Genomic DNA, 18,164 nt, shown 5'->3' on the forward strand with positions numbered 1-18,164 from the left:
GATTCAGCGGCCATGACCTATACCAGCTCTACCGTTCGCGTGCCCGATGTCGCGGCTGTCCCGCGCCACGTCGCGATCATCATGGACGGCAACGGCCGTTGGGCGACCGAGCGGCGCCTGCCGCGTGTCGCCGGTCATACGCGCGGCGTCGATGCGGTCCGCGCGACCGTCGAAAGCTGCGCCAAGCGCGGCGTCGAATTCGTCACGCTGTTCGCGTTCAGTTCCGAAAACTGGCGTCGTCCGACGGAAGAAGTGTCGTTCCTCATGCGGCTTTTCGTGACCGCGCTGGAACGCGAAATCGGCAAGCTGCACGCCAACGGCATTCGCCTGCGCGTCGTCGGCGACGTGGCGATGTTCGACGATCGTATCCGCGCGCTGATTCAGCGCGCCGAAACCAAGACCGCGCGCAACACGCGCCTCACGCTGACCATCGCGGCCAATTACGGCGGGCGCTGGGACATCATGCAGGCGACCAAGAAGCTCATCGCGCAATCGCTCGAACAGGGCTCGCCCGCCCGCGTGGACGACGAATCCTTCGCCGAGCATCTCGCCATGGCATACGCGCCGGAGCCCGACCTCTTCATCCGCACGGGCGGCGAGCAGCGCATCAGCAATTTCCTGCTGTGGCAGCTCGCGTACACCGAGTTCTATTTCACCGACACTTACTGGCCCGATTTCGACGCCGACGCGCTCGACCGCGCAATCGCGTCATACGGCGGCCGTGAGCGCCGTTTCGGGCGCACCAGCGCGCAACTCGCGTCCCAATCGCAGAAGGCCGACACCCTTTCATGCTAAAGACCCGTGTCATCACGGCAATCGTGCTGCTGGCGGTTCTGGTGCCGGTCACGCTGTTCGCGCCGATCGGCGCATTCGGCGCGCTGATCGGTTTCGTCGTCGTGTTCGCCGCGTGGGAGTGGGGACGCCTGCTGAGGCTCAACGGGGCAGGGCCCGTGGCGTACGCGCTGATCGCGGGGCTCGCGCTCATTTTCAGCACGTACCTCGGCGTCGCGCCGAAGGCGCTCTTCCAGATGGCGGCGATTTTCTGGGTGCTCGCGGGACCGTACGCGCTGTTGCGCAAGCCGGTTCTGGCAGGCGGCGCGTGGCGCGCGTTCCTGCTTTTCGCCGGAATCATCGTGTTCGTTGCGTGCTGGCATGCGGTCGTCGCGGCGCGCACCGTCGGCGTCGCGTTCGTGCTATCGCTTCTCCTAGTCGTCTGGCTGGCTGACATAGGCGCATACTTCGCCGGAAAAGCATTGGGCCGCCACAAGCTCGCGCCGTCCATCAGCCCGGGCAAGACGTGGGAAGGCACCATCGGCGGCTGGGCGGCCGTCATGGTGATCGGCTCGCTGGCGGCGGCCACCGGCGTCTATGCGCCGACCGTGTTCTCCGCTTTCGTCGGACATCTCGGCTGGGCGCGCGCGCTCGTCGCGCTCACCGTGCTGGTGGCGTTCAGCGTGGTCGGCGATTTGTTCGAATCGCTCCTGAAACGCCAGGCCGGCGTCAAGGACTCAAGCGGTCTGCTGCCGGGCCACGGCGGCGTGCTCGACCGCATCGATGCATTGTTGCCGGTATTGCCGATCGCATTGCTCATGCTCGGATAGATCGGCCAGAGAAGATTTCATGCAAAAACGTCTTACATTGCTCGGCTCCACGGGCTCGATCGGCGACAGCACGCTCGACGTCGTGGAGCGGCACCCGGACCGGTTCTCGGTCTACGCGCTCACCGCTCACCGTAACGGCGACAAACTCGTCGCGCAGTGCCTGCGTTTCCAGCCCGAAGTCGCGGTCGTGGGCGATGCGGAAACCGCCGCGCGCGTCGCCGCGGCGTTGCGCGCCGCCGGCAGCAAGACCGAAGTGACGTACGGTCCGGACGCGCTCGTCGACGTCGCCCGCGCCGCGCAGTGCGACACCGTGGTCGCGGCGATCGTCGGCGCGGCGGGTCTCGCGCCCACGCTGGCTGCCGCGCGCGCAGGCAAGCGCATTTTGCTCGCGAACAAGGAAGCGCTGGTCATGTCCGGCCAGATCTTCATGGACGCCGTGCGCGACAACGGCGCCGTGCTCTTGCCGGTCGACAGCGAGCACAACGCCGTGTTCCAGTGCCTGCCGCCCTGCGCGGACAACGAGGCGCGCTTGCACGGCGGCGTGTCGAAGATCATTCTCACGGCGTCCGGCGGTCCGTTCCGCACGCGCGAGCCTTCAACGCTCGTCGACGTCACGCCCGACGAAGCCTGCAAGCATCCGAACTGGGCGATGGGCCGCAAGATTTCCGTCGATTCCGCGACGATGATGAACAAGGGCCTCGAAGTCATCGAGGCGCACTGGCTCTTCGATCTTCCGGGCTCGCGCATCGAAGTGCTGATTCACCCGCAAAGCGTGATTCACTCGATGGTGTCGTACGCCGACGGCTCCGTGCTCGCGCAACTCGGCAATCCGGACATGCGCACGCCGATCGCGCATGCGCTCGCGTTTCCGGATCGCGTCGAGTCGGGCGTCGCGCCGCTGGATCTGGCGCAGATCGCGTCGCTGACTTTCGAGAAGCCAGACTTCGCGCGCTTTCCGTGTCTCGCGCTCGCCATCGACGCGCTCGAAGCCGGCGGCATCGCGAGCGCGGCGTTGAACGCGGCGAACGAGATCGCGGTCGAAGCGTTCCTCGCGCGGCGCATCGGCTTCATGTCAATCGGCGGCGTGGTCGAGCGGGTGCTGAGCGCCTTGCCGAATACGAGTGCCGCATCGCTCGACGACGTGCTCGCCGCCGATGCCAGCGCACGCCGTCTCGCGTCCCGTTTCGTCGCAGAGCTCACTGCGAGCGCGCCAGGCGCGGAACCCATCGCCCATTGAGGCCGTCATGAACTTCCTGACCGAAATCGTCGCCTTCGTCGTCGCGATTGGCGTGCTCGTCGTCGTCCACGAATTCGGTCACTACAGCGTCGCGCGACTATGCGGCGTGAAAGTGCTGCGGTTCTCGGTCGGTTTCGGCAAGCCGCTCGTGCGCTGGGTCAGCAAGAAGACGGGCGTCGAGTGGACGATCGCGGCGCTGCCGCTCGGCGGCTACGTGAAGATGCTGGACGAGCGCGAAACGGAAGACAGCATTCCGTCCGAGGATCTGCCGCGCGCCTTCAACCGGCAGCCGGTTATCAAGCGCATCGCGATCGTCGCCGCAGGACCGGTCGCGAATTTTCTGCTGGCGATTGCGCTCTTTTCGGCCGTGTTCGCGGGCGGCGTGACCGAACCGCAGGCAGTCGTGTCGACGCCCGCGCCCGCGACGGCCGCCGCACGCGCGGGCTTCGAGGGCGGCGAGAAGATCGTGTCGATGCGCGACGCCCAAGGCGGCGAGACTGAGCCGATCCGCTCGTGGTCCGACCTGCGCTGGAAGCTGCTCGACGCGTCGTTCGATCACCGGCGCGTCGTGCTGATGGCGAAGACGCACGACGGCATCTTCGACTTTCCGGTGAACGTCGCGGGCATCACGGACGCGGATGCCGAGCAGGATTTCATGGACAAGCTCGGGTTCACGCCGGGCGGCGGCACGCTGACGGTCGCGGGCGTGGAGCCGGGCAGCGCGGCGCAGAAGAGCGGTCTCGTCGCCGGCGACCGGCTGCGCGCGATCGACGGCCGTCCGGTCGACAACGCGACGAGCTTCATCGACTACGTGAAGGCGCACGGCGGCAAGCCCGTGACGCTGCAGATCGAGCGCGGCGCGGGCAGCGATGCAAAGCGCGCTTTCGTGCAGATCGTGCCCGACCTGAAGCGCGATGCGACGACGGGCAAGGACATCGGTCGCATCGGCGCGGCGCTCGCCAACCAGTTGCCGACCGTCGACGTGCGCTACGGTCCGCTCGAAAGTTTGCGTCTCGGCGTTAATCGGACCTGGGACATCAGCGTGTATTCGCTGCGCATGTTCGGCCGCATGATCGTCGGGCAGGCGTCGCTGAAAAACCTGTCCGGTCCGGTCACCATCGCGGATTACGCGGGCAAGAGCGCGCGGCTCGGTCTGACCGCGTTCGTGTCTTTCCTGGCGCTCGTCAGCATCAGCCTGGGTGTGTTGAACTTGTTACCGATTCCGGTTCTGGACGGTGGGCATCTGTTATATTATTTGGTTGAAGCCGTTACCGGCAAAGCCGTGTCCGATCGCTGGCAGCTGGTTCTGCAGCGGGCGGGGCTGGTCTGCATCGTCGCTCTGTCGGTGATCGCGCTCTTCAACGACCTGACTCGCCTGATCCGTTTCTGATCCACTTTGATAATTTCTGGCGGCGCTCCTCACGCGACCGCCGGAACGAATGCAGCTTTAAATACTGGGGAAGCACGTTGTTCAAACCTCATCGCTTTGTTCCTAAGTCGGCTGTGGCCGCGGCGCTCGCCGCAACGGGCATGGCGGCACACGCCACCACGCCGTTCGTCGTGCAGGATATCCGGATCGAAGGTCTCCAACGCATCGAGCCGGGCTCCGTATTCGCTTATCTGCCGATCAAGCAAGGCGACACGTTCACCGACGACAAGGCCTCCGAAGCGATTCGCGCGCTGTATGCAACCGGCTTCTTCAACGACGTACAGATCGCAACCGAAGGCAACGTGGTGGTCGTGCAGGTGCAGGAGCGGCCGGCCATTTCGAATATCGAATTCAGCGGTCTTCACGAGTTCGACAAGGACACCATCACCAAGGCGCTGCGCTCGGTCGGTCTGTCGCAGGGCCGCTCTTACGACAAGTCGCTGCTCGACAAGGCCGAGCAGGAACTGAAGCGCCAATACCTGACGCGCGGCTACTACGCGGCCGAAGTGACCACCACGGTGACGCCGGTGGACCGCAACCGCGTGTCCATCCTCTTCTCGGTGGCCGAAGGCCCGAGCGCGAAGATCCGCCAGATCAACTTCGTCGGCAACAAGGCTGTGAGCAGCGGCACGTTGCTGAGCGAAATGCAGCTATCCACGCCGAACTGGTTCTCCTGGTACACGAAGAGCGACCTGTACGCGAAGGAAAAGCTGACGGGCGACCTCGAGAACGTGCGTTCGTACTACCTGAATCACGGGTACCTCGAATTCAGCATCGACTCCACGCAGGTGTCGATCTCGCCCGACAAGAAGGACATGTACCTGACCATCGCGGTGCATGAGGGCGAGCCGTACAAGGTTGCAAGCGTCAAGCTCGCCGGCAATCTGCTCGACCGCGAGGCAGAACTCAACAAGCTCATCACCGTGAAGCCGGGCCAGCTGTTCTCGGCGGAAAAGCTGCAGGCAACGACCAAGGCGATCGTCGACAAGCTCGGCCAGTACGGCTACGCGTTCGCGCAGGTCAATGCGCAGCCGGAAATCGATCAGGCGCATCACACGGTCGCGCTCACGCTGCAAGTCGATCCGAGCCGCCGCGTCTATGTGCGCCGCGTGAATATCGTCGGCAACACGCGCACGCGCGACGAAGTCGTGCGCCGCGAAATGCGCCAGCTCGAAAGCTCGTGGTTCGATTCGAGCCGTCTCGCGCTGTCTAAGGACCGCGTGAATCGTCTCGGCTATTTCACCGACGTGGACGTCACCACGACGCCGGTAGAAGGCACGAACGACCAGGTGGATGTCGACGTCAAGGTGGCCGAAAAGCCGACCGGCGCGATCACGCTGGGCGCGGGCTTCTCGTCGACGGACAAGGTGGTGCTGTCTGCGGGCGTGTCGCAGGACAACGTGTTCGGTTCGGGCACGAGCCTCTCGGTCAACGTGAACACGGCCAAGACGTATCGCACGCTTACGGTCACGCAGGTCGATCCGTACTTCACCATCGACGGCATCAAGCGCATCACCGACGCGTACTACCGCACGTATCAGCCGCTGTACTACTCGACGGATTCGAGCTTCAAGATCGTGACGATGGGCGCGGACACGAAGTTCGGCATTCCGTTCTCGGAGCAGGACACGGTGTTCTTCGGCGTCGGCGCCGAGCAGAACACGATGGACGTGGACGCAACCACGCCGCAGTCGTACAAGAACTACGTCGCCGAGTTCGGCCGCGTGGTCAACAACTTCCCGCTCACGGTCGGCTGGTCGCGCGACAATCGAGACAGCGCGCTCGTGCCGAGCCGCGGCTACTACATCCAGTCGAACGCGGAATACGGCACGCCGCTCGGCAACACGACGTACGCGAAGTTCGACGCGCAGTTCCAGTACTACTACTCGTTTGCTCGCGGCTTCGTGCTCGGCTTCAACCTGCAAGGCGGTTACGGCAAGGGTCTCGACGGCCAGACGTTCCCGATCTTCAAGAACTACTACGCGGGTGGTATCGGTTCGGTGCGCGGCTACTCGCCGAGCTCGCTCGGTCCGCGCGACGCCACCACGAACGATCCGATCGGCGGCTCGCGCATGGCGGTCGGCAATATCGAGCTGACGTTCCCGCTGCCGGGCACGGGCTACGACCGCACGCTGCGAGTCTTCACGTTCCTCGACGCCGGTAACGTCTGGGGCGATCCGGGTCAGGGCGGCACGACGAGCGGCGCGAACGGTCTGCGTTACGGCTACGGCGTGGGTCTCGCGTGGATCTCGCCGATCGGCCCGCTCAAGTTGAGCCTCGGCTTCCCGCTGCAGAAACACACGGGCGACCAATACCAGAAGTTCCAGTTCCAGATCGGTACCGCCTTCTAAGAGACGGCCCGACATGAACGAACGGACACTTCATTCAAATCGACGCGACGTGAGGAACACTTTGCGAACCGGTATGCTTTCGAAACATGCGGCGCTGGCGCTGGCTTTGTCTCTGGTGTTCGGCCTCGGCGCCGTCGCGAAAGCGGACGCTCAGGAAGCGCGCATCGCAGCGGTCAATTCGGACCGCATCCTGCGCGAATCGTCGGCGGCGAAGGCCGCGCAGTCCAAGCTGGAGCAGGAATTCTCCAAGCGCGACAAGGCGCTGCAGGACATGGCGCAGCGGCTCAAGTCGATGTCGGACAACATCGACAAGAACGGCGCCTCGATGCCGGCCACCGACCGCGCCGCGCGTCAACGCGATCTCGCGCAGCTCGACGCGGACTTCCAGCGCAAGCAGCGCGAATTCCGCGAAGACCTGAACCAGCGCCGCAACGAGGAACTGGCGGCGGTGCTGGATCGCGCGAACAAGGTCATCAAGCAGATTGCCGAGCAGCAGCACTATGACCTGATCGTGCAGGAAGCGGTGTACGTGAGCCCGCGCATCGACATCACGGATCAGGTGCTGAAGGCCCTGGCGGCGACGAGCCAGAACGGCGGCGCGAGCCCGAACTGACGAGGAGTTTTCATAGGCATGGCATCAGGCATGGCGATCACGCTCGACGAACTGGTCAGGCGCTTTGGCGGCGAGGTGGTCGGCCAGGGCGCGCATCGCGTCGAGGGCCTTGCGCCGCTCGACAAGGCGGGGCCTGCGCAACTCGCGTTTCTCGCGAACCACAAGTACCTGCCGCAGGTCGAGACGACGCGCGCCGGCGCCGTGCTGATCTCCCGCGCGGATCTCGACAAACTGCCCGCGCCGCGCGAAGGCAGTAATTTCATCGTCACGCCGAATCCCTATGCTTATTTCGCTCGCGTCGCGCAGGCGTTTATCGAGCTGGCGTCGCCCAAGGCGGTGCCGGGCGTGCATCCGAGCGCATGGATCGACCCGGCCGCGAAAGTGGCCGCGAGCGCGGTCATCGGCCCGCACGTCACGGTGGAAGCAGGCGCGGTCGTCGGCGAGCGCGTGCGGCTGGACGCCGGCGTGTCCGTCGGTCAGGGCGTCACGCTCGCCGACGACGTGCATCTGTATCCCAACGTCACGGTCTACCATGGCTGCAAGCTCGGCGCGCGCGTGATCGTGCATGCGGGCGCGGTGATCGGCGCGGACGGCTTCGGTTTCGCGCCGGATTTCGTCGGCGAGGGCGAGGCGCGCACCGGAAGCTGGGTGAAGATTCCGCAGGTGGGCGCAGTCGATATTGGCGACGACGTGGAGATCGGCGCGAACACGACCATCGACCGCGGCGCCATGGCCGATACGGTCATCGAAGAGTGCGTGAAGATCGATAATCTCGTGCAGATCGGCCATAACTGCCGCATCGGCGCATACACGGTGATCGCGGGCTGCGCGGGCATCGCGGGCAGCACGAACATCGGGCGGCATTGCATGATCGGCGGCGCGGTGGGCATCGCGGGCCACGTGACGCTGGCGGATCATGTGATCGTCACCGCGCAGTCGGGCGTCTCCAAGTCGCTCACGCGGCCCGGCATGTACACGAGCGCATTTCCGGCCGTGAACCACGCCGACTGGAACAAGAGCGCCGCGCTCGTGCGCAATCTGGACAAGCTGCGCGATCGCATCAAGGCGCTGGAATCGGCGCTGAGCCAGCAGAAGGCAGGCGAGCAGGGCGACGAAGCATAACCGCAAGGCTGCCGGATGAGCGCGCAGGCGAGCACCGGCAACACAGTAAGATTCATCAAGCGGGCGCACGACGCCCGCAGTCAATTTCCGCGCAGGAGATGCGCGCGAGCAGAACCACCATGAGCACAGAAAAAATCAACCTCGACATCCATAAGATCCTCACGCTGCTGCCGCATCGGTACCCGATCCTGCTCGTGGACCGCGTGCTCGAACTGGAGCCGCACAAGAGCATCAAGGCGCTGAAGAACGTGTCGATCAACGAGCCGTATTTCCAGGGTCATTTCCCGACGCGGCCCGTGATGCCCGGCGTACTCATTCTCGAGGCGCTCGCGCAAACCGCGGCGTTGCTCACGTTCGCCGAAGAGCCGCACGACCCGACGACCACGCTCTACTACTTCGTCGGCATCGACGGTGCGCGCTTCAAGCGCGTGGTGGAGCCGGGCGATCAGCTGATCCTCAACGTCAACTTCGAGCGGTACATGCGGGGCATCTGGAAGTTCAAGGCGCGCGCCGAAGTGGACGGCGTGACGGCCGCCGAGGCGGAACTCATGTGCACCGTCAAAAACACGGACGCCGGCGCCTAACGGCAGCACAACGCGGCAGGACACAACGGCAGAAGACAGCATACAGAGGCGAGGCGCATGACCATCATTCACCCCACCGCGATCATCGAGCCAGGCGCGCAACTGGACGATTCGGTCGAAGTCGGACCGTACGCGGTCGTCGGCGCGCATGTCGTCATCGGCGCGGGCACGACGATCGGCTCGCATAGCGTGATCGAAGGTCACACGACCATCGGACGCGAGAACCGCATCGGGCATTACGCGTCCATCGGCGGACGGCCGCAGGACATGAAATACCGCGACGAGCCGACGCGTCTCGTAATCGGCGACCGCAACACCATCCGCGAATTCACCACGCTGCACACCGGCACGGTGCAGGACCGCGGCGTGACGTCGATCGGCGACGATTGCTGGATCATGGCGTACGTGCACGTCGGCCATGACTGCACGCTCGGCAACCACGTGATCATGTCGAGCAATGCGCAACTCGCCGGGCACGTGACGGTGGGCGATCACGCCATCGTCGGCGGCATGTCGGGCGTGCATCAGTTCGTGCGGATCGGCGCGCATTCGATGCTCGGCGGCGCGTCCGCGCTCGTGCAGGATGTGCCCCCGTTCGTCATCGCGGCCGGCAACAAGGCGGAGCCGCACGGCATCAACGTCGAAGGGCTGCGCCGTCGCGGCTTCACGCCGGACGCCATTTCGGCGCTGCGCCAGGCGTACCGCATCGTCTACAAGAGCGGCCTGTCGCTCGAGGAAGCCAAGGCGCAACTGAAGGAACTGGGCGCGGCAGGCGGCGACGGCGACGCGCCGGTCAAGGCGTTCACCGATTTCATCGCGGCGTCGCAGCGCGGCATCATCCGCTAACACGGCATCCGATGACGCTTATCACCACTGCGCCGCGTATCGCGATGGTCGCGGGCGAGCCGTCCGGCGACCTGCTCGCGGCCTCGCTGCTCAAAGGCTTGCAGGAACGGCTGCCGGCCGCCGCGCGCTATAGCGGCATCGGCGGCCCTCGCATGACGGCGGCCGGCTTCGAAGCGCACTGGCCGATGGACAAGCTGACCGTGCGCGGCTACGTCGAGGCGCTGCGGCATATTCCCGAGATTCTGGGCATTCGCAACGAGCTCAAGCGGCAGTTGCTGGCCGATCCTCCGTCGGTGTTCATCGGCGTGGATGCGCCGGACTTCAACTTCGGGCTCGAACAGCCGCTGCGCGAAGCCGGCATTCCGACCGTGCATTTCGTGTGTCCGTCGATCTGGGCGTGGCGCGGCGGGCGCATCAAGAAGATCGTGAAAGCCGTGGATCACATGCTCTGCGTGTTTCCGTTCGAAACGGCGCTACTGGCGAAATCGGGCGTCGCGGCAAGCTATGTCGGCCATCCGCTTGCCGATGAAATCCCGCTCGAACCGGACACGGCGGCCGCGCGGCGCGAGCTCGGCATCGCGGAAGGCGGTCCGGTCATCGCGGTACTGCCCGGTAGCCGCCGTTCGGAGATCGCGCTGATCGGCCCGACGTTTTTCGACGCCATGGAGCTGATGCAGCTTCGCGAGCCGGGCGTGCGTTTTCTGATGCCGGCGGCGAATCCGGCGCTGCGCGAGTTGCTGCAACCGTTGGTGGAGGCGCATCCGCATCTGTCGCTGACGATCACGGACGGCCGCGCGCAGACCGCAATGACCGCCGCCGATGCGATTCTCGTGAAAAGCGGCACGGTCACGCTCGAAGCGGCGCTCCTCAAAAAGCCGATGGTCATCTCGTACAAGGTGCCCTGGCTCACGGGCCAGATCATGAAGCGGCAGGGCTACCTGCCGTACGTGGGCTTGCCGAACATTCTCGCGGGCCGTTTCGTCGTGCCGGAGATCCTCCAGCATTTCGCGACGCCCGAAGCGCTCGCTGAGGCCACGCTGAAACAGTTGAACGACGACGCGAACCGCCGTACCCTGACCGAGATTTTCACCGAGATGCACATCGCGCTGCGCCAGAACACGTCGCAGCGGGCGGCCGACGCCGTGGCGCGAGTGCTCGACACGCGGAGGCCGCAATGAAGGCTGCGAACCGGTCGGCGCAACGCGGGCTCGACTTCAGCTCGCCGTTCGACATCGTCTGCGGTGTCGATGAAGCCGGGCGCGGCCCGCTCGCGGGGCCGGTCGTGGCCGCCGCAGTGATCTTCGATCCAGCGAAGCCGCGCATCAACGGGCTGGACGATTCGAAGGCCCTTTCCGCCAAGAGGCGCGAGGACCTTTACGAGAAGATCGTGGACCGCGCGCTTGCTTATTGCATCGCGTCGGCGAGCGTCGAGGAAATCGACACCATCAACATCCTTCACGCGTCGATGCTCGCGATGAAGCGCGCGGTCGAAGGCTTGTCCGTTGCGCCGACGCTCGTGAAAGTGGACGGCAATCGCTGCCCGGTGCTGTCGATACGCGCGGAAGCCGTGATCGGCGGCGATGCGCTCGTCAAGCAAATCTCGGCGGCGTCCATTCTCGCCAAGGTCACGCGCGACCGTCTGCTCTGCGAGCTGCACGAAGGGCATCCCATGTACGGCTTCAACGTGCACGCGGGCTACGGCACGCCGCAACATCTCGCCGCGCTGCGCGAACACGGGCCTTGCGAGCATCACCGGCGTTCGTTCGCGCCGGTGCGCGAGGCGCATCTTCGCTTCGGCTCGGTGCTGCCCGACATCGCGCCCGAAGTCATTCAGGCCACTGCCGCGCTCGACGCCGATTCCGAAGCGCATCCGTTCTGAGCGGCCTCGCCGTTCCATTCCAACGTGAAATCCGTCACTTCGCGGGACAACCCGCTTTACAAGCGCCTGAAGGCGCTCGCCGGCTCGACGGCGCAGCAACGCCGCAGCGGTCACGCGCTGCTCGAGGGTCTGCATCTCGCCACTGCTTATCTGGACACTGCGGGCCAGCCGGAGACGTGCGTCGTTACCGAAGGCGCGTTGACCCACGCGGAAGCCCGCGAGATCGTGGCGCGCATCGAGGAAAAGCGCGTGATCGTGTTGCCGGACGCGCTTTTCGGGCAGCTATCGAGCGTCGTGCACGGCGTGGGGATGTTGCTGCTCGTCGAGAAGATCGAAGCGGCGTTGCCCGAACGCGTCGGCGAGACGTGCGTGATCCTCGACGGCATTCAGGACGCGGGCAATGTGGGCTCGATTCTGCGCAGCGCGGCGGCGGCGGGCGTCGGGCGCGTGTTCTGCGGGCCGGGCACCGCGTACGCGTGGTCGTCGAAAGTGCTGCGCTCGGGCATGGGCGCGCACTTTCTGCTCGATATCTTCGAGGACGTCGAGCCGGCCGGACTTATCGCGCGGCTCGACGTGCCGGTGACGATCACGGATTCGCACGGCGCCGTCGCCATTTACGATTGCGATTTGTCGTCGCCCGTCGCGTGGGTCTTCGGCAACGAGGGCGCGGGCGTGTCGCAGGTGTGGCGCGATGCCGTGACGCATCGCGTGACCATTCCGCAGCCGGGCGGCATGGAATCGCTCAATGTCGCGGCTGCTGCGGCCATCTGCCTTTTCGAGCAGTGCCGCCAGCAGCGCTGAATCGACGGCTAGTCAATAGTACGAAGGCCGCTCGGGCTTGATTTCCTGAAGGATCGTCGTGGCGATTTCTTCGATCGACTTGTGCGTCGAGGACAGCCACTTGATGCCTTCGCGCTTCATCATGCTCTCGGCTTCGTTGATCTCATAGCGGCAGTTTTCCAGCGCGGCGTACTTACTGCCGGGCCGGCGCTCGTTGCGAATTTCCGCGAGGCGCTGCGGGTCGATAGACAGACCGAACATCTTGTCGCGGTGATCCAGAAGCGGCGTCGGCAGCTTGCCTCGTTCGAAGTCTTCCGGAATCAGCGGATAGTTCGCCGCCTTCACGCCGTACTGCATCGCGAGGTAGAGGCTCGTCGGCGTCTTGCCGCTGCGCGACACGCCGACCAGAATCACGTCCGCTTCGGTCAGATTGCGGTTGGACTGGCCGTCGTCGTGCGCGAGCGAGAAGTTGATCGCCTCGATGCGGTTCTTGTATTCCTCCGTGTCGGCGTTCTGATGGACGCGGCCCATCGCGTGCGTCGACTTGATTTCCAGTTCGTGTTCGAGCGGCTCGATGAACGTCTGGAACATGTCGAGCACGAGCGCGTTGCAGCGCTTGACGATCTCGTTCGATGCGCTGTCCACGAGCGTCGTGAACACGATCGGGCGGCGTCCGTCGAGCGACACGGCTTCGTTGATCTTCTCGACGGTGGCATGCGCCTTGTCGATGGAATCGACGAACGGCACGCGCACGAGCCGGAATTTCTGGTCGAACTGGGCGAGGATCGAATGCGCGAACGTTTCGGCGGTGATCCCGGTACCGTCGGAAACGATGAATACGGAAGGCGGCATCAGCGGTGAACCAGTGAGAACGAGTTGAAAACAGCACGCTGGAACCGGAGCGTGCGCAGTCAGGCGGCCTCGCCTGAGCGTGTGTTACATTGAGCGGCCCAAACGTGTGCGCAGGCGCACGAAGAGGCGTGAAAGACCTCGATTTTGCCGTGGATTTACTGTCCGTGCCCGGACAAATGCGAGAATCGGCACGGTAGAATAGCGGCAACCTGTTCGATAAGCAATTGCGTCGAGATTAAGCCTGATCTTCCTCAATTGACGGGTAGTTCGTGCGTTTTCACGCATTACTGCGCGATTTTCGGCAAGTCGGGGTGCGGTTCCCTCACCGCCGCGAAGGCTTATCAAACAGGTTGTACGAGATGCGCCGGAGCTTCCAATGAGCGCCGCCGCATGCGAGCCCACTCGTGCGATCGTGAATTCCATCCACCTTAGGGGCTTGTATGACCAACGCAGTCAATGTTGCGAACGATGTCGCAAAGGATCAGGCGTATGTAGTTCCATTCGAGCAGTTGCGAATGACCGACGTGGAAATTGTCGGTGGCAAGAATGCGTCGCTCGGCGAAATGATCAGCCAGCTTTCCGAAGCCGGCGTCAGCGTGCCGACGGGCTTTGCCACGACCGCGCTCGCATTCCGCGACTTCCTCCATCACAACGAACTGACGGAGCGCATCGCCAAACGTCTCGAGACGCTCGACGTCGACGATGTGAAGGCGCTTGCCGAGGCCGGCAAGGAAATCCGTCAGTGGATCGTCGACGCGCCGCTGCAGCCGCGTCTCGAAGACGAAATCCGCCGTCAATTCGAAGTCCTGCAAAAGAGCTCGCCCGAAGAACTGTCGTTCGCCGTGCGCTCGTCCGCCACGGCGGAAGACCTGCCCGACGCATCGTTCGCGGGGCAGCAGGAAAGCTATCTGAACGTGGTCGGCATCGAAGACGTGCTCGATCGCATGAAGCACGTTTTTGCGTCGCTGTATAACGACCGCGCCATTTCGTATCGCGTCCACAAGGGCTTCACGCACGCGGAAGTCGCGCTGTCGGCTGGCGTGCAGCGCATGGTGCGCTCGGACGTCGGCGCCGCGGGCGTCATGTTCACCATCGACACCGAGTCCGGCTTCAAGGACACGGTCTTCATCACGTCGAGCTACGGCCTCGGCGAAACCGTGGTGCAGGGCGCGGTGAATCCGGACGAGTTCCACGTCTTCAAGACCACGCTCGCGCAAAACAAGTATCCGATCATCCGCCGTTCCATCGGCTCCAAGCTCATCAAGATGGAGTTCACGCAGCCGGGCGAACCGGGCCGCGTGAAGACCGTGGACGTGCCGCACGAGCAGCGCAACCGCTTCTCGATTTCCGACGAAGACGTGATCGAACTCGCGAAGTACGCGGTCATCATCGAGAAGCACTATCAGCGTCCGATGGACATCGAGTGGGGCAAGGACGGCCGCGACGGCAAGCTGTTCATCCTCCAGGCGCGTCCCGAAACGGTGAAGAGCCAGGCGGCGGGCAAGGCCGAAATGCGCTTCAAGCTGAAGGGACAGTCGAACGTCATCGCCACCGGCCGCGCGATCGGCCAGAAGATCGGCGCGGGCCCCGTGCGCGTGATCTACGATCCGTCCGAAATGGAACGCGTGCAGCCGGGCGACGTGCTCGTCGCCGACATGACCGATCCCAACTGGGAGCCGGTAATGAAGCGCGCATCGGCCATCGTCACGAATCGCGGCGGGCGCACCTGCCACGCGGCGATCATCGCGCGCGAGCTGGGCGTGCCGGCGGTGGTCGGCTGCGGCGACGCGACCGACGTGCTGAAGGACGGCGCGCTCGTCACGGTGTCGTGCGCGGAAGGCGACGAAGGCAAGATCTACGACGGCCTGCTCGAAACGGAAGTGACCGAAGTGCAGCGCGGCGAGCTGCCGAAGATTCCGGTCAAGATCATGATGAACGTCGGCAATCCGCAGCTCGCGTTCGACTTCGCGCAGTTGCCGAATGCGGGCGTCGGCCTCGCGCGGCTCGAGTTCATCATCAACAACAACATCGGCGTGCATCCGAAGGCGATTCTGGAGTACCCGAACGTCGACGCCGATCTGAAGAAAGCGGTGGAAAGCGTCGCGCGTGGCCACGCATCGCCGCGCGCGTTCTACGTCGACAAGCTGACCGAAGGCATCGCCACGATCGCGGCGGCGTTCTATCCGAAGCCCGTCATCGTGCGCCTGTCGGACTTCAAGTCGAACGAGTACAAGAAGCTGATCGGCGGCTCGCGCTACGAGCCGGACGAAGAAAATCCGATGCTCGGTTTCCGTGGCGCGTCGCGTTATATCGCGGAAGACTTCGCCGAGGCATTCCACATGGAATGCATCGCGCTGAAGAAGGTCCGCGAGGAAATGGGTCTGGACAACGTCGAGATCATGGTGCCGTTCGTGCGCACGCTGAAGCAGGCGGAGCGCGTGGTCGGGCTGCTCGAAAAGTTCGGGCTCAAGCGCGGCGTGAACGGTCTCAAGCTCGTGATGATGTGCGAAGTGCCGAGCAACGCGATTCTCGCCGAGCAGTTCCTCGAATACTTCGACGGTTTCTCGATCGGCTCGAACGACCTGACGCAGCTGACGCTCGGTCTCGACCGTGACTCCGGCATGGAACTGCTCGCGGCCGACTTCGACGAGCGCGACGAAGCCGTGCAGTTCATGCTCAAGCGCGCCATCGAGACGTGCCTGAGACTGAACAAGTACGTGGGCATTTGCGGTCAGGGGCCGTCCGATCATCCGGATCTGGCCGAGTGGCTGGCGAAGCAGGGCATCGAATCGATGTCGCTGAACCCGGACACGATTATCGACACGTGGCAGAAGCTCGCGACCACATTGTCAAAATAAGTCGGTCACGCCTTTCCGGATGCTTTCGGGAAGGCGCTGCGTGCTATAAAAAACACCCCGGAGCTTCCGGGGTGTTTTCGTTTGGAGACTGGCATGGCGACCCATGAACTCATCTGGTGGATAGCAGCCGGCGCGCTCATCGTCACCGAGCTTTTCACCGGCACGTTCTATCTGTTGATGATCGCGCTCGGCATGATCGCGGGCGGCATCGCGTTCGCCGTCGGGCTTGCGTTGCATGTGCAACTCGGGTTCGCGGCGCTCGTCGCGTTGATCGCTGTGGCCGCGTTGCGGCGTTCGCGCTTCGGAAGCTGGAAGCGGCGCGACGCCTCGCGCGATGCCGCCGTGAACCTCGACATCGGCGCGACGCTGGAAGTGGCCGAATGGCACGACGGGCGGGCCCGCGCGATGTATCGCGGCGCGGAGTGGGACGTCGAACTGGCGCCGGGCGAATCGGAAAGCGCGCGCTGGTATCGCATCACTGCGCTCGACGGAAGCCGGCTCGTCGTCGCCGCCAAACGCTAGAGCACGCACACTCGCTGCATAAGAACTGAAGGAGTCACACATGACTATTGCCGTCGTCCTGCTCGTCATCGCCATTGTGATCGTGGTCAACACGGTCAAGATCGTTCCACAACAGCACGCGTGGGTGCTTGAGCGCCTCGGCCGCTATCACGCCACGCTCACGCCGGGGCTGAACATCGTGTTGCCGTTCGTCGATCGCATCGCGTACAAGCACGTGCTCAAGGAAATTCCGCTCGACGTGCCGAGCCAGGTCTGCATCACGCGCGACAACACGCAGCTTCAGGTGGACGGCGTGCTGTACTTCCAGGTCACCGACCCGATGAAGGCGTCGTACGGTTCGAGCAACTTCGTGCTCGCCATCACGCAGCTTTCGCAGACGACGCTGCGCTCGGTCATCGGCAAGCTGGAGCTGGACAAGACCTTCGAGGAGCGCGAGTACATCAATCACAGCATCGTGAATGCGCTCGACGAAGCCGCGTCCAACTGGGGCGTGAAGGTGCTGCGCTATGAAATCAAGGACCTGACGCCGCCGAAGGAGATTCTTCACGCGATGCAGGCGCAGATCACCGCCGAGCGCGAGAAGCGCGCGCTGATCGCGGCGTCGGAAGGGCGCAAGCAGGAGCAGATCAATCTGGCCTCGGGGGCGCGCGAAGCGGCCATTCAGAAGTCCGAGGGCGAACGCCAGGCGGCGATCAATCAGGCGCAGGGCGAGGCGTCGGCGATCCTCGCGGTGGCCGAGGCGAACGCGCAGGCCATCGAGAAGATCGGCGCCGCGATTCAGTCGGCGGGCGGCATGGACGCCGTGAACCTCAAGGTCGCGGAGCAGTATGTCGGCGCGTTCGCGAACATCGCGAAAACCGGCAACACGCTGATCGTGCCGGGCAATATGTCAGACATGAGTTCGATGATCGCGTCGGCGCTCGCCATCGTGAAGGGCGAGGGTGGCGGCGTCATCCGGAAGAGTTGATGCAAGAAGGGGCGCTTCGAAGCGCCCCTTGTTCTATGCAACCGTGAAGATCAACGCGCCGCCGTGCGCATCAAACGGGCGCGCTCGCGTTCCCAGTCGCGCTTCTTCTCGGTCTCGCGCTTGTCGTGCAGCTTCTTGCCCTTCGCCAGACCGATTTCGCACTTCACGCGGCCTTCCTTGTAGTGGAAGTTGAGCGGCACCAGCGTATGGCCGCGCTGCTCCACCTTGCCGATGAGTTTGTCGATCTGCTCGCGATGCAATAGCAGCTTGCGCGTGCGTACCGGGTCCAGATTGGCGAACTTCGACGCCTCGGGCAGCGGGCTGATGTGCGTGCCGATCAGGAACAGTTCGCCGTTCTTGATCACGACATAGCCTTCCTTGATCTGCCCGCGGCCTTCGCGCAGCGCCTTGACTTCCCAGCCCTCGAGCACGAGACCGGCCTCGTAGCGTTCTTCGATGAAGTAATCGAAGAAGGCTTTTCTGTTGTCAATGATGCTCATGAATGGAAAGTGCCCAACTCGTT

Annotated in this window: 17 protein-coding genes; 15 read left to right on the forward strand and 2 right to left on the reverse strand. The window is 64.2% G+C overall.

From position 1 onward, the window contains the following. Positions 1-12: 12 nt before the first annotated feature. The 12 genes from uppS (at position 13) to NCR37_RS05790 (ending at position 12,463) form a co-directional block, all read left to right on the forward strand. On the forward strand, positions 13-795 hold the full coding sequence (gene uppS, locus NCR37_RS05735) for a polyprenyl diphosphate synthase (RefSeq protein ID WP_250472153.1): 783 nt from the start codon (positions 13-15) through the stop codon (positions 793-795). Beyond that, a complete protein-coding gene (locus NCR37_RS05740) occupies positions 789-1,601 on the forward strand; it encodes a phosphatidate cytidylyltransferase (RefSeq protein ID WP_250472154.1) in 813 nt (270 codons plus the stop codon). Before uppS ends, NCR37_RS05740 begins: the two co-directional genes overlap by 7 nt. Positions 1,602-1,620: 19 nt before the next feature. Beyond that, on the forward strand, positions 1,621-2,838 hold the full coding sequence (locus tag NCR37_RS05745; RefSeq protein WP_248322102.1) for a 1-deoxy-D-xylulose-5-phosphate reductoisomerase: 1,218 nt from the start codon (positions 1,621-1,623) through the stop codon (positions 2,836-2,838). A 7-nt stretch (positions 2,839-2,845) separates the two neighbouring features. Next, complete coding sequence (gene rseP, locus NCR37_RS05750; RefSeq protein WP_250472155.1) at positions 2,846-4,228, forward strand: RIP metalloprotease RseP; 1,383 nt, start codon at positions 2,846-2,848, stop codon at positions 4,226-4,228. Positions 4,229-4,305: 77 nt separating this feature from the next. Beyond that, positions 4,306-6,618 (forward strand): outer membrane protein assembly factor BamA, encoded by a 2,313-nt coding sequence (bamA, locus tag NCR37_RS05755; protein ID WP_250472156.1) that lies wholly within the window; start codon positions 4,306-4,308, stop codon positions 6,616-6,618. A gap of 73 nt (positions 6,619-6,691) precedes the next feature. After that, positions 6,692-7,231 (forward strand): OmpH/Skp family outer membrane protein, encoded by a 540-nt coding sequence (locus NCR37_RS05760; RefSeq protein WP_250472157.1) that lies wholly within the window; start codon positions 6,692-6,694, stop codon positions 7,229-7,231. Between the two features lie 30 nt (positions 7,232-7,261). Further along, the gene (lpxD, locus tag NCR37_RS05765) at positions 7,262-8,353 is read left to right on the forward strand and encodes a UDP-3-O-(3-hydroxymyristoyl)glucosamine N-acyltransferase (protein ID WP_250472239.1); all 1,092 of its coding nucleotides are present in this window, start codon (positions 7,262-7,264) and stop codon (positions 8,351-8,353) included. Positions 8,354-8,472: 119 nt separating this feature from the next. Then, on the forward strand, positions 8,473-8,937 hold the full coding sequence (gene fabZ, locus NCR37_RS05770; protein WP_175940140.1) for a 3-hydroxyacyl-ACP dehydratase FabZ: 465 nt from the start codon (positions 8,473-8,475) through the stop codon (positions 8,935-8,937). Positions 8,938-8,994: 57 nt separating this feature from the next. Further along, complete coding sequence (lpxA, locus tag NCR37_RS05775) at positions 8,995-9,783, forward strand: acyl-ACP--UDP-N-acetylglucosamine O-acyltransferase (protein ID WP_175940141.1); 789 nt, start codon at positions 8,995-8,997, stop codon at positions 9,781-9,783. Between the two features lie 11 nt (positions 9,784-9,794). Then, complete coding sequence (lpxB, locus tag NCR37_RS05780; protein WP_250472158.1) at positions 9,795-10,961, forward strand: lipid-A-disaccharide synthase; 1,167 nt, start codon at positions 9,795-9,797, stop codon at positions 10,959-10,961. After that, positions 10,958-11,662, forward strand: coding sequence for a ribonuclease HII (gene rnhB, locus NCR37_RS05785; protein WP_250472159.1), 705 nt, complete (start codon positions 10,958-10,960; stop codon positions 11,660-11,662). Before lpxB ends, rnhB begins: the two co-directional genes overlap by 4 nt. Positions 11,663-11,686: 24 nt before the next feature. After that, the gene (locus tag NCR37_RS05790; protein WP_250472160.1) at positions 11,687-12,463 is read left to right on the forward strand and encodes a TrmH family RNA methyltransferase; all 777 of its coding nucleotides are present in this window, start codon (positions 11,687-11,689) and stop codon (positions 12,461-12,463) included. Positions 12,464-12,475: 12 nt separating this feature from the next. Here NCR37_RS05790 and ppsR read toward each other — a convergent pair whose 3' ends face one another. Next, entirely contained in the window at positions 12,476-13,294 is an 819-nt protein-coding gene (ppsR, locus tag NCR37_RS05795) for a posphoenolpyruvate synthetase regulatory kinase/phosphorylase PpsR (protein ID WP_248322109.1), read from the reverse strand. 440 nt (positions 13,295-13,734) lie between these two features. Between ppsR and ppsA the strand changes: the two genes are divergently transcribed. The 3 genes from ppsA (at position 13,735) to NCR37_RS05810 (ending at position 17,641) form a co-directional block, all read left to right on the forward strand. Further along, complete coding sequence (ppsA, locus tag NCR37_RS05800; protein ID WP_250472161.1) at positions 13,735-16,152, forward strand: phosphoenolpyruvate synthase; 2,418 nt, start codon at positions 13,735-13,737, stop codon at positions 16,150-16,152. A gap of 93 nt (positions 16,153-16,245) precedes the next feature. Continuing rightward, positions 16,246-16,674 carry an NfeD family protein gene (locus NCR37_RS05805; RefSeq protein ID WP_250472162.1) on the forward strand — a complete coding sequence of 143 codons (429 nt, stop codon included), beginning with the start codon at positions 16,246-16,248 and terminating at the stop codon, positions 16,672-16,674. Positions 16,675-16,714: 40 nt separating this feature from the next. Continuing rightward, entirely contained in the window at positions 16,715-17,641 is a 927-nt protein-coding gene (locus NCR37_RS05810; protein WP_206468039.1) for an SPFH domain-containing protein, read from the forward strand. A gap of 50 nt (positions 17,642-17,691) precedes the next feature. Here the strand turns inward: NCR37_RS05810 and smpB are convergent, their stop codons facing one another. Then, entirely contained in the window at positions 17,692-18,141 is a 450-nt protein-coding gene (gene smpB, locus NCR37_RS05815) for an SsrA-binding protein SmpB (protein ID WP_175940149.1), read from the reverse strand. Positions 18,142-18,164 lie beyond the last annotated feature (23 nt).

This window comes from Caballeronia sp. GAFFF1 (genome assembly GCF_023630705.1).
Taxonomy (GTDB): Bacteria; Pseudomonadota; Gammaproteobacteria; order Burkholderiales; family Burkholderiaceae; genus Caballeronia.

What these genes read in the sequence shown, in the direction of transcription:
- uppS (WP_250472153.1), top strand. Translation starts at nt 13, where the DNA reads ATGACCTATACCAGCTCTACCGTTCGCGTGCCCGATGTCGCGGCTGTC.
- NCR37_RS05740 (WP_250472154.1), top strand. Translation starts at nt 789, where the DNA reads ATGCTAAAGACCCGTGTCATCACGGCAATCGTGCTGCTGGCGGTTCTG.
- NCR37_RS05745 (WP_248322102.1), top strand. Translation starts at nt 1,621, where the DNA reads ATGCAAAAACGTCTTACATTGCTCGGCTCCACGGGCTCGATCGGCGAC.
- rseP (WP_250472155.1), top strand. Translation starts at nt 2,846, where the DNA reads ATGAACTTCCTGACCGAAATCGTCGCCTTCGTCGTCGCGATTGGCGTG.
- NCR37_RS05760 (WP_250472157.1), top strand. Translation starts at nt 6,692, where the DNA reads ATGCTTTCGAAACATGCGGCGCTGGCGCTGGCTTTGTCTCTGGTGTTC.
- lpxD (WP_250472239.1), top strand. Translation starts at nt 7,262, where the DNA reads ATGGCGATCACGCTCGACGAACTGGTCAGGCGCTTTGGCGGCGAGGTG.
- fabZ (WP_175940140.1), top strand. Translation starts at nt 8,473, where the DNA reads ATGAGCACAGAAAAAATCAACCTCGACATCCATAAGATCCTCACGCTG.
- lpxA (WP_175940141.1), top strand. Translation starts at nt 8,995, where the DNA reads ATGACCATCATTCACCCCACCGCGATCATCGAGCCAGGCGCGCAACTG.
- lpxB (WP_250472158.1), top strand. Translation starts at nt 9,795, where the DNA reads ATGACGCTTATCACCACTGCGCCGCGTATCGCGATGGTCGCGGGCGAG.
- rnhB (WP_250472159.1), top strand. Translation starts at nt 10,958, where the DNA reads ATGAAGGCTGCGAACCGGTCGGCGCAACGCGGGCTCGACTTCAGCTCG.
- ppsR (WP_248322109.1), bottom strand. Translation starts at nt 13,294, where the DNA reads ATGCCGCCTTCCGTATTCATCGTTTCCGACGGTACCGGGATCACCGCC.
- ppsA (WP_250472161.1), top strand. Translation starts at nt 13,735, where the DNA reads ATGACCAACGCAGTCAATGTTGCGAACGATGTCGCAAAGGATCAGGCG.
- NCR37_RS05805 (WP_250472162.1), top strand. Translation starts at nt 16,246, where the DNA reads ATGGCGACCCATGAACTCATCTGGTGGATAGCAGCCGGCGCGCTCATC.
- NCR37_RS05810 (WP_206468039.1), top strand. Translation starts at nt 16,715, where the DNA reads ATGACTATTGCCGTCGTCCTGCTCGTCATCGCCATTGTGATCGTGGTC.
- smpB (WP_175940149.1), bottom strand. Translation starts at nt 18,141, where the DNA reads ATGAGCATCATTGACAACAGAAAAGCCTTCTTCGATTACTTCATCGAA.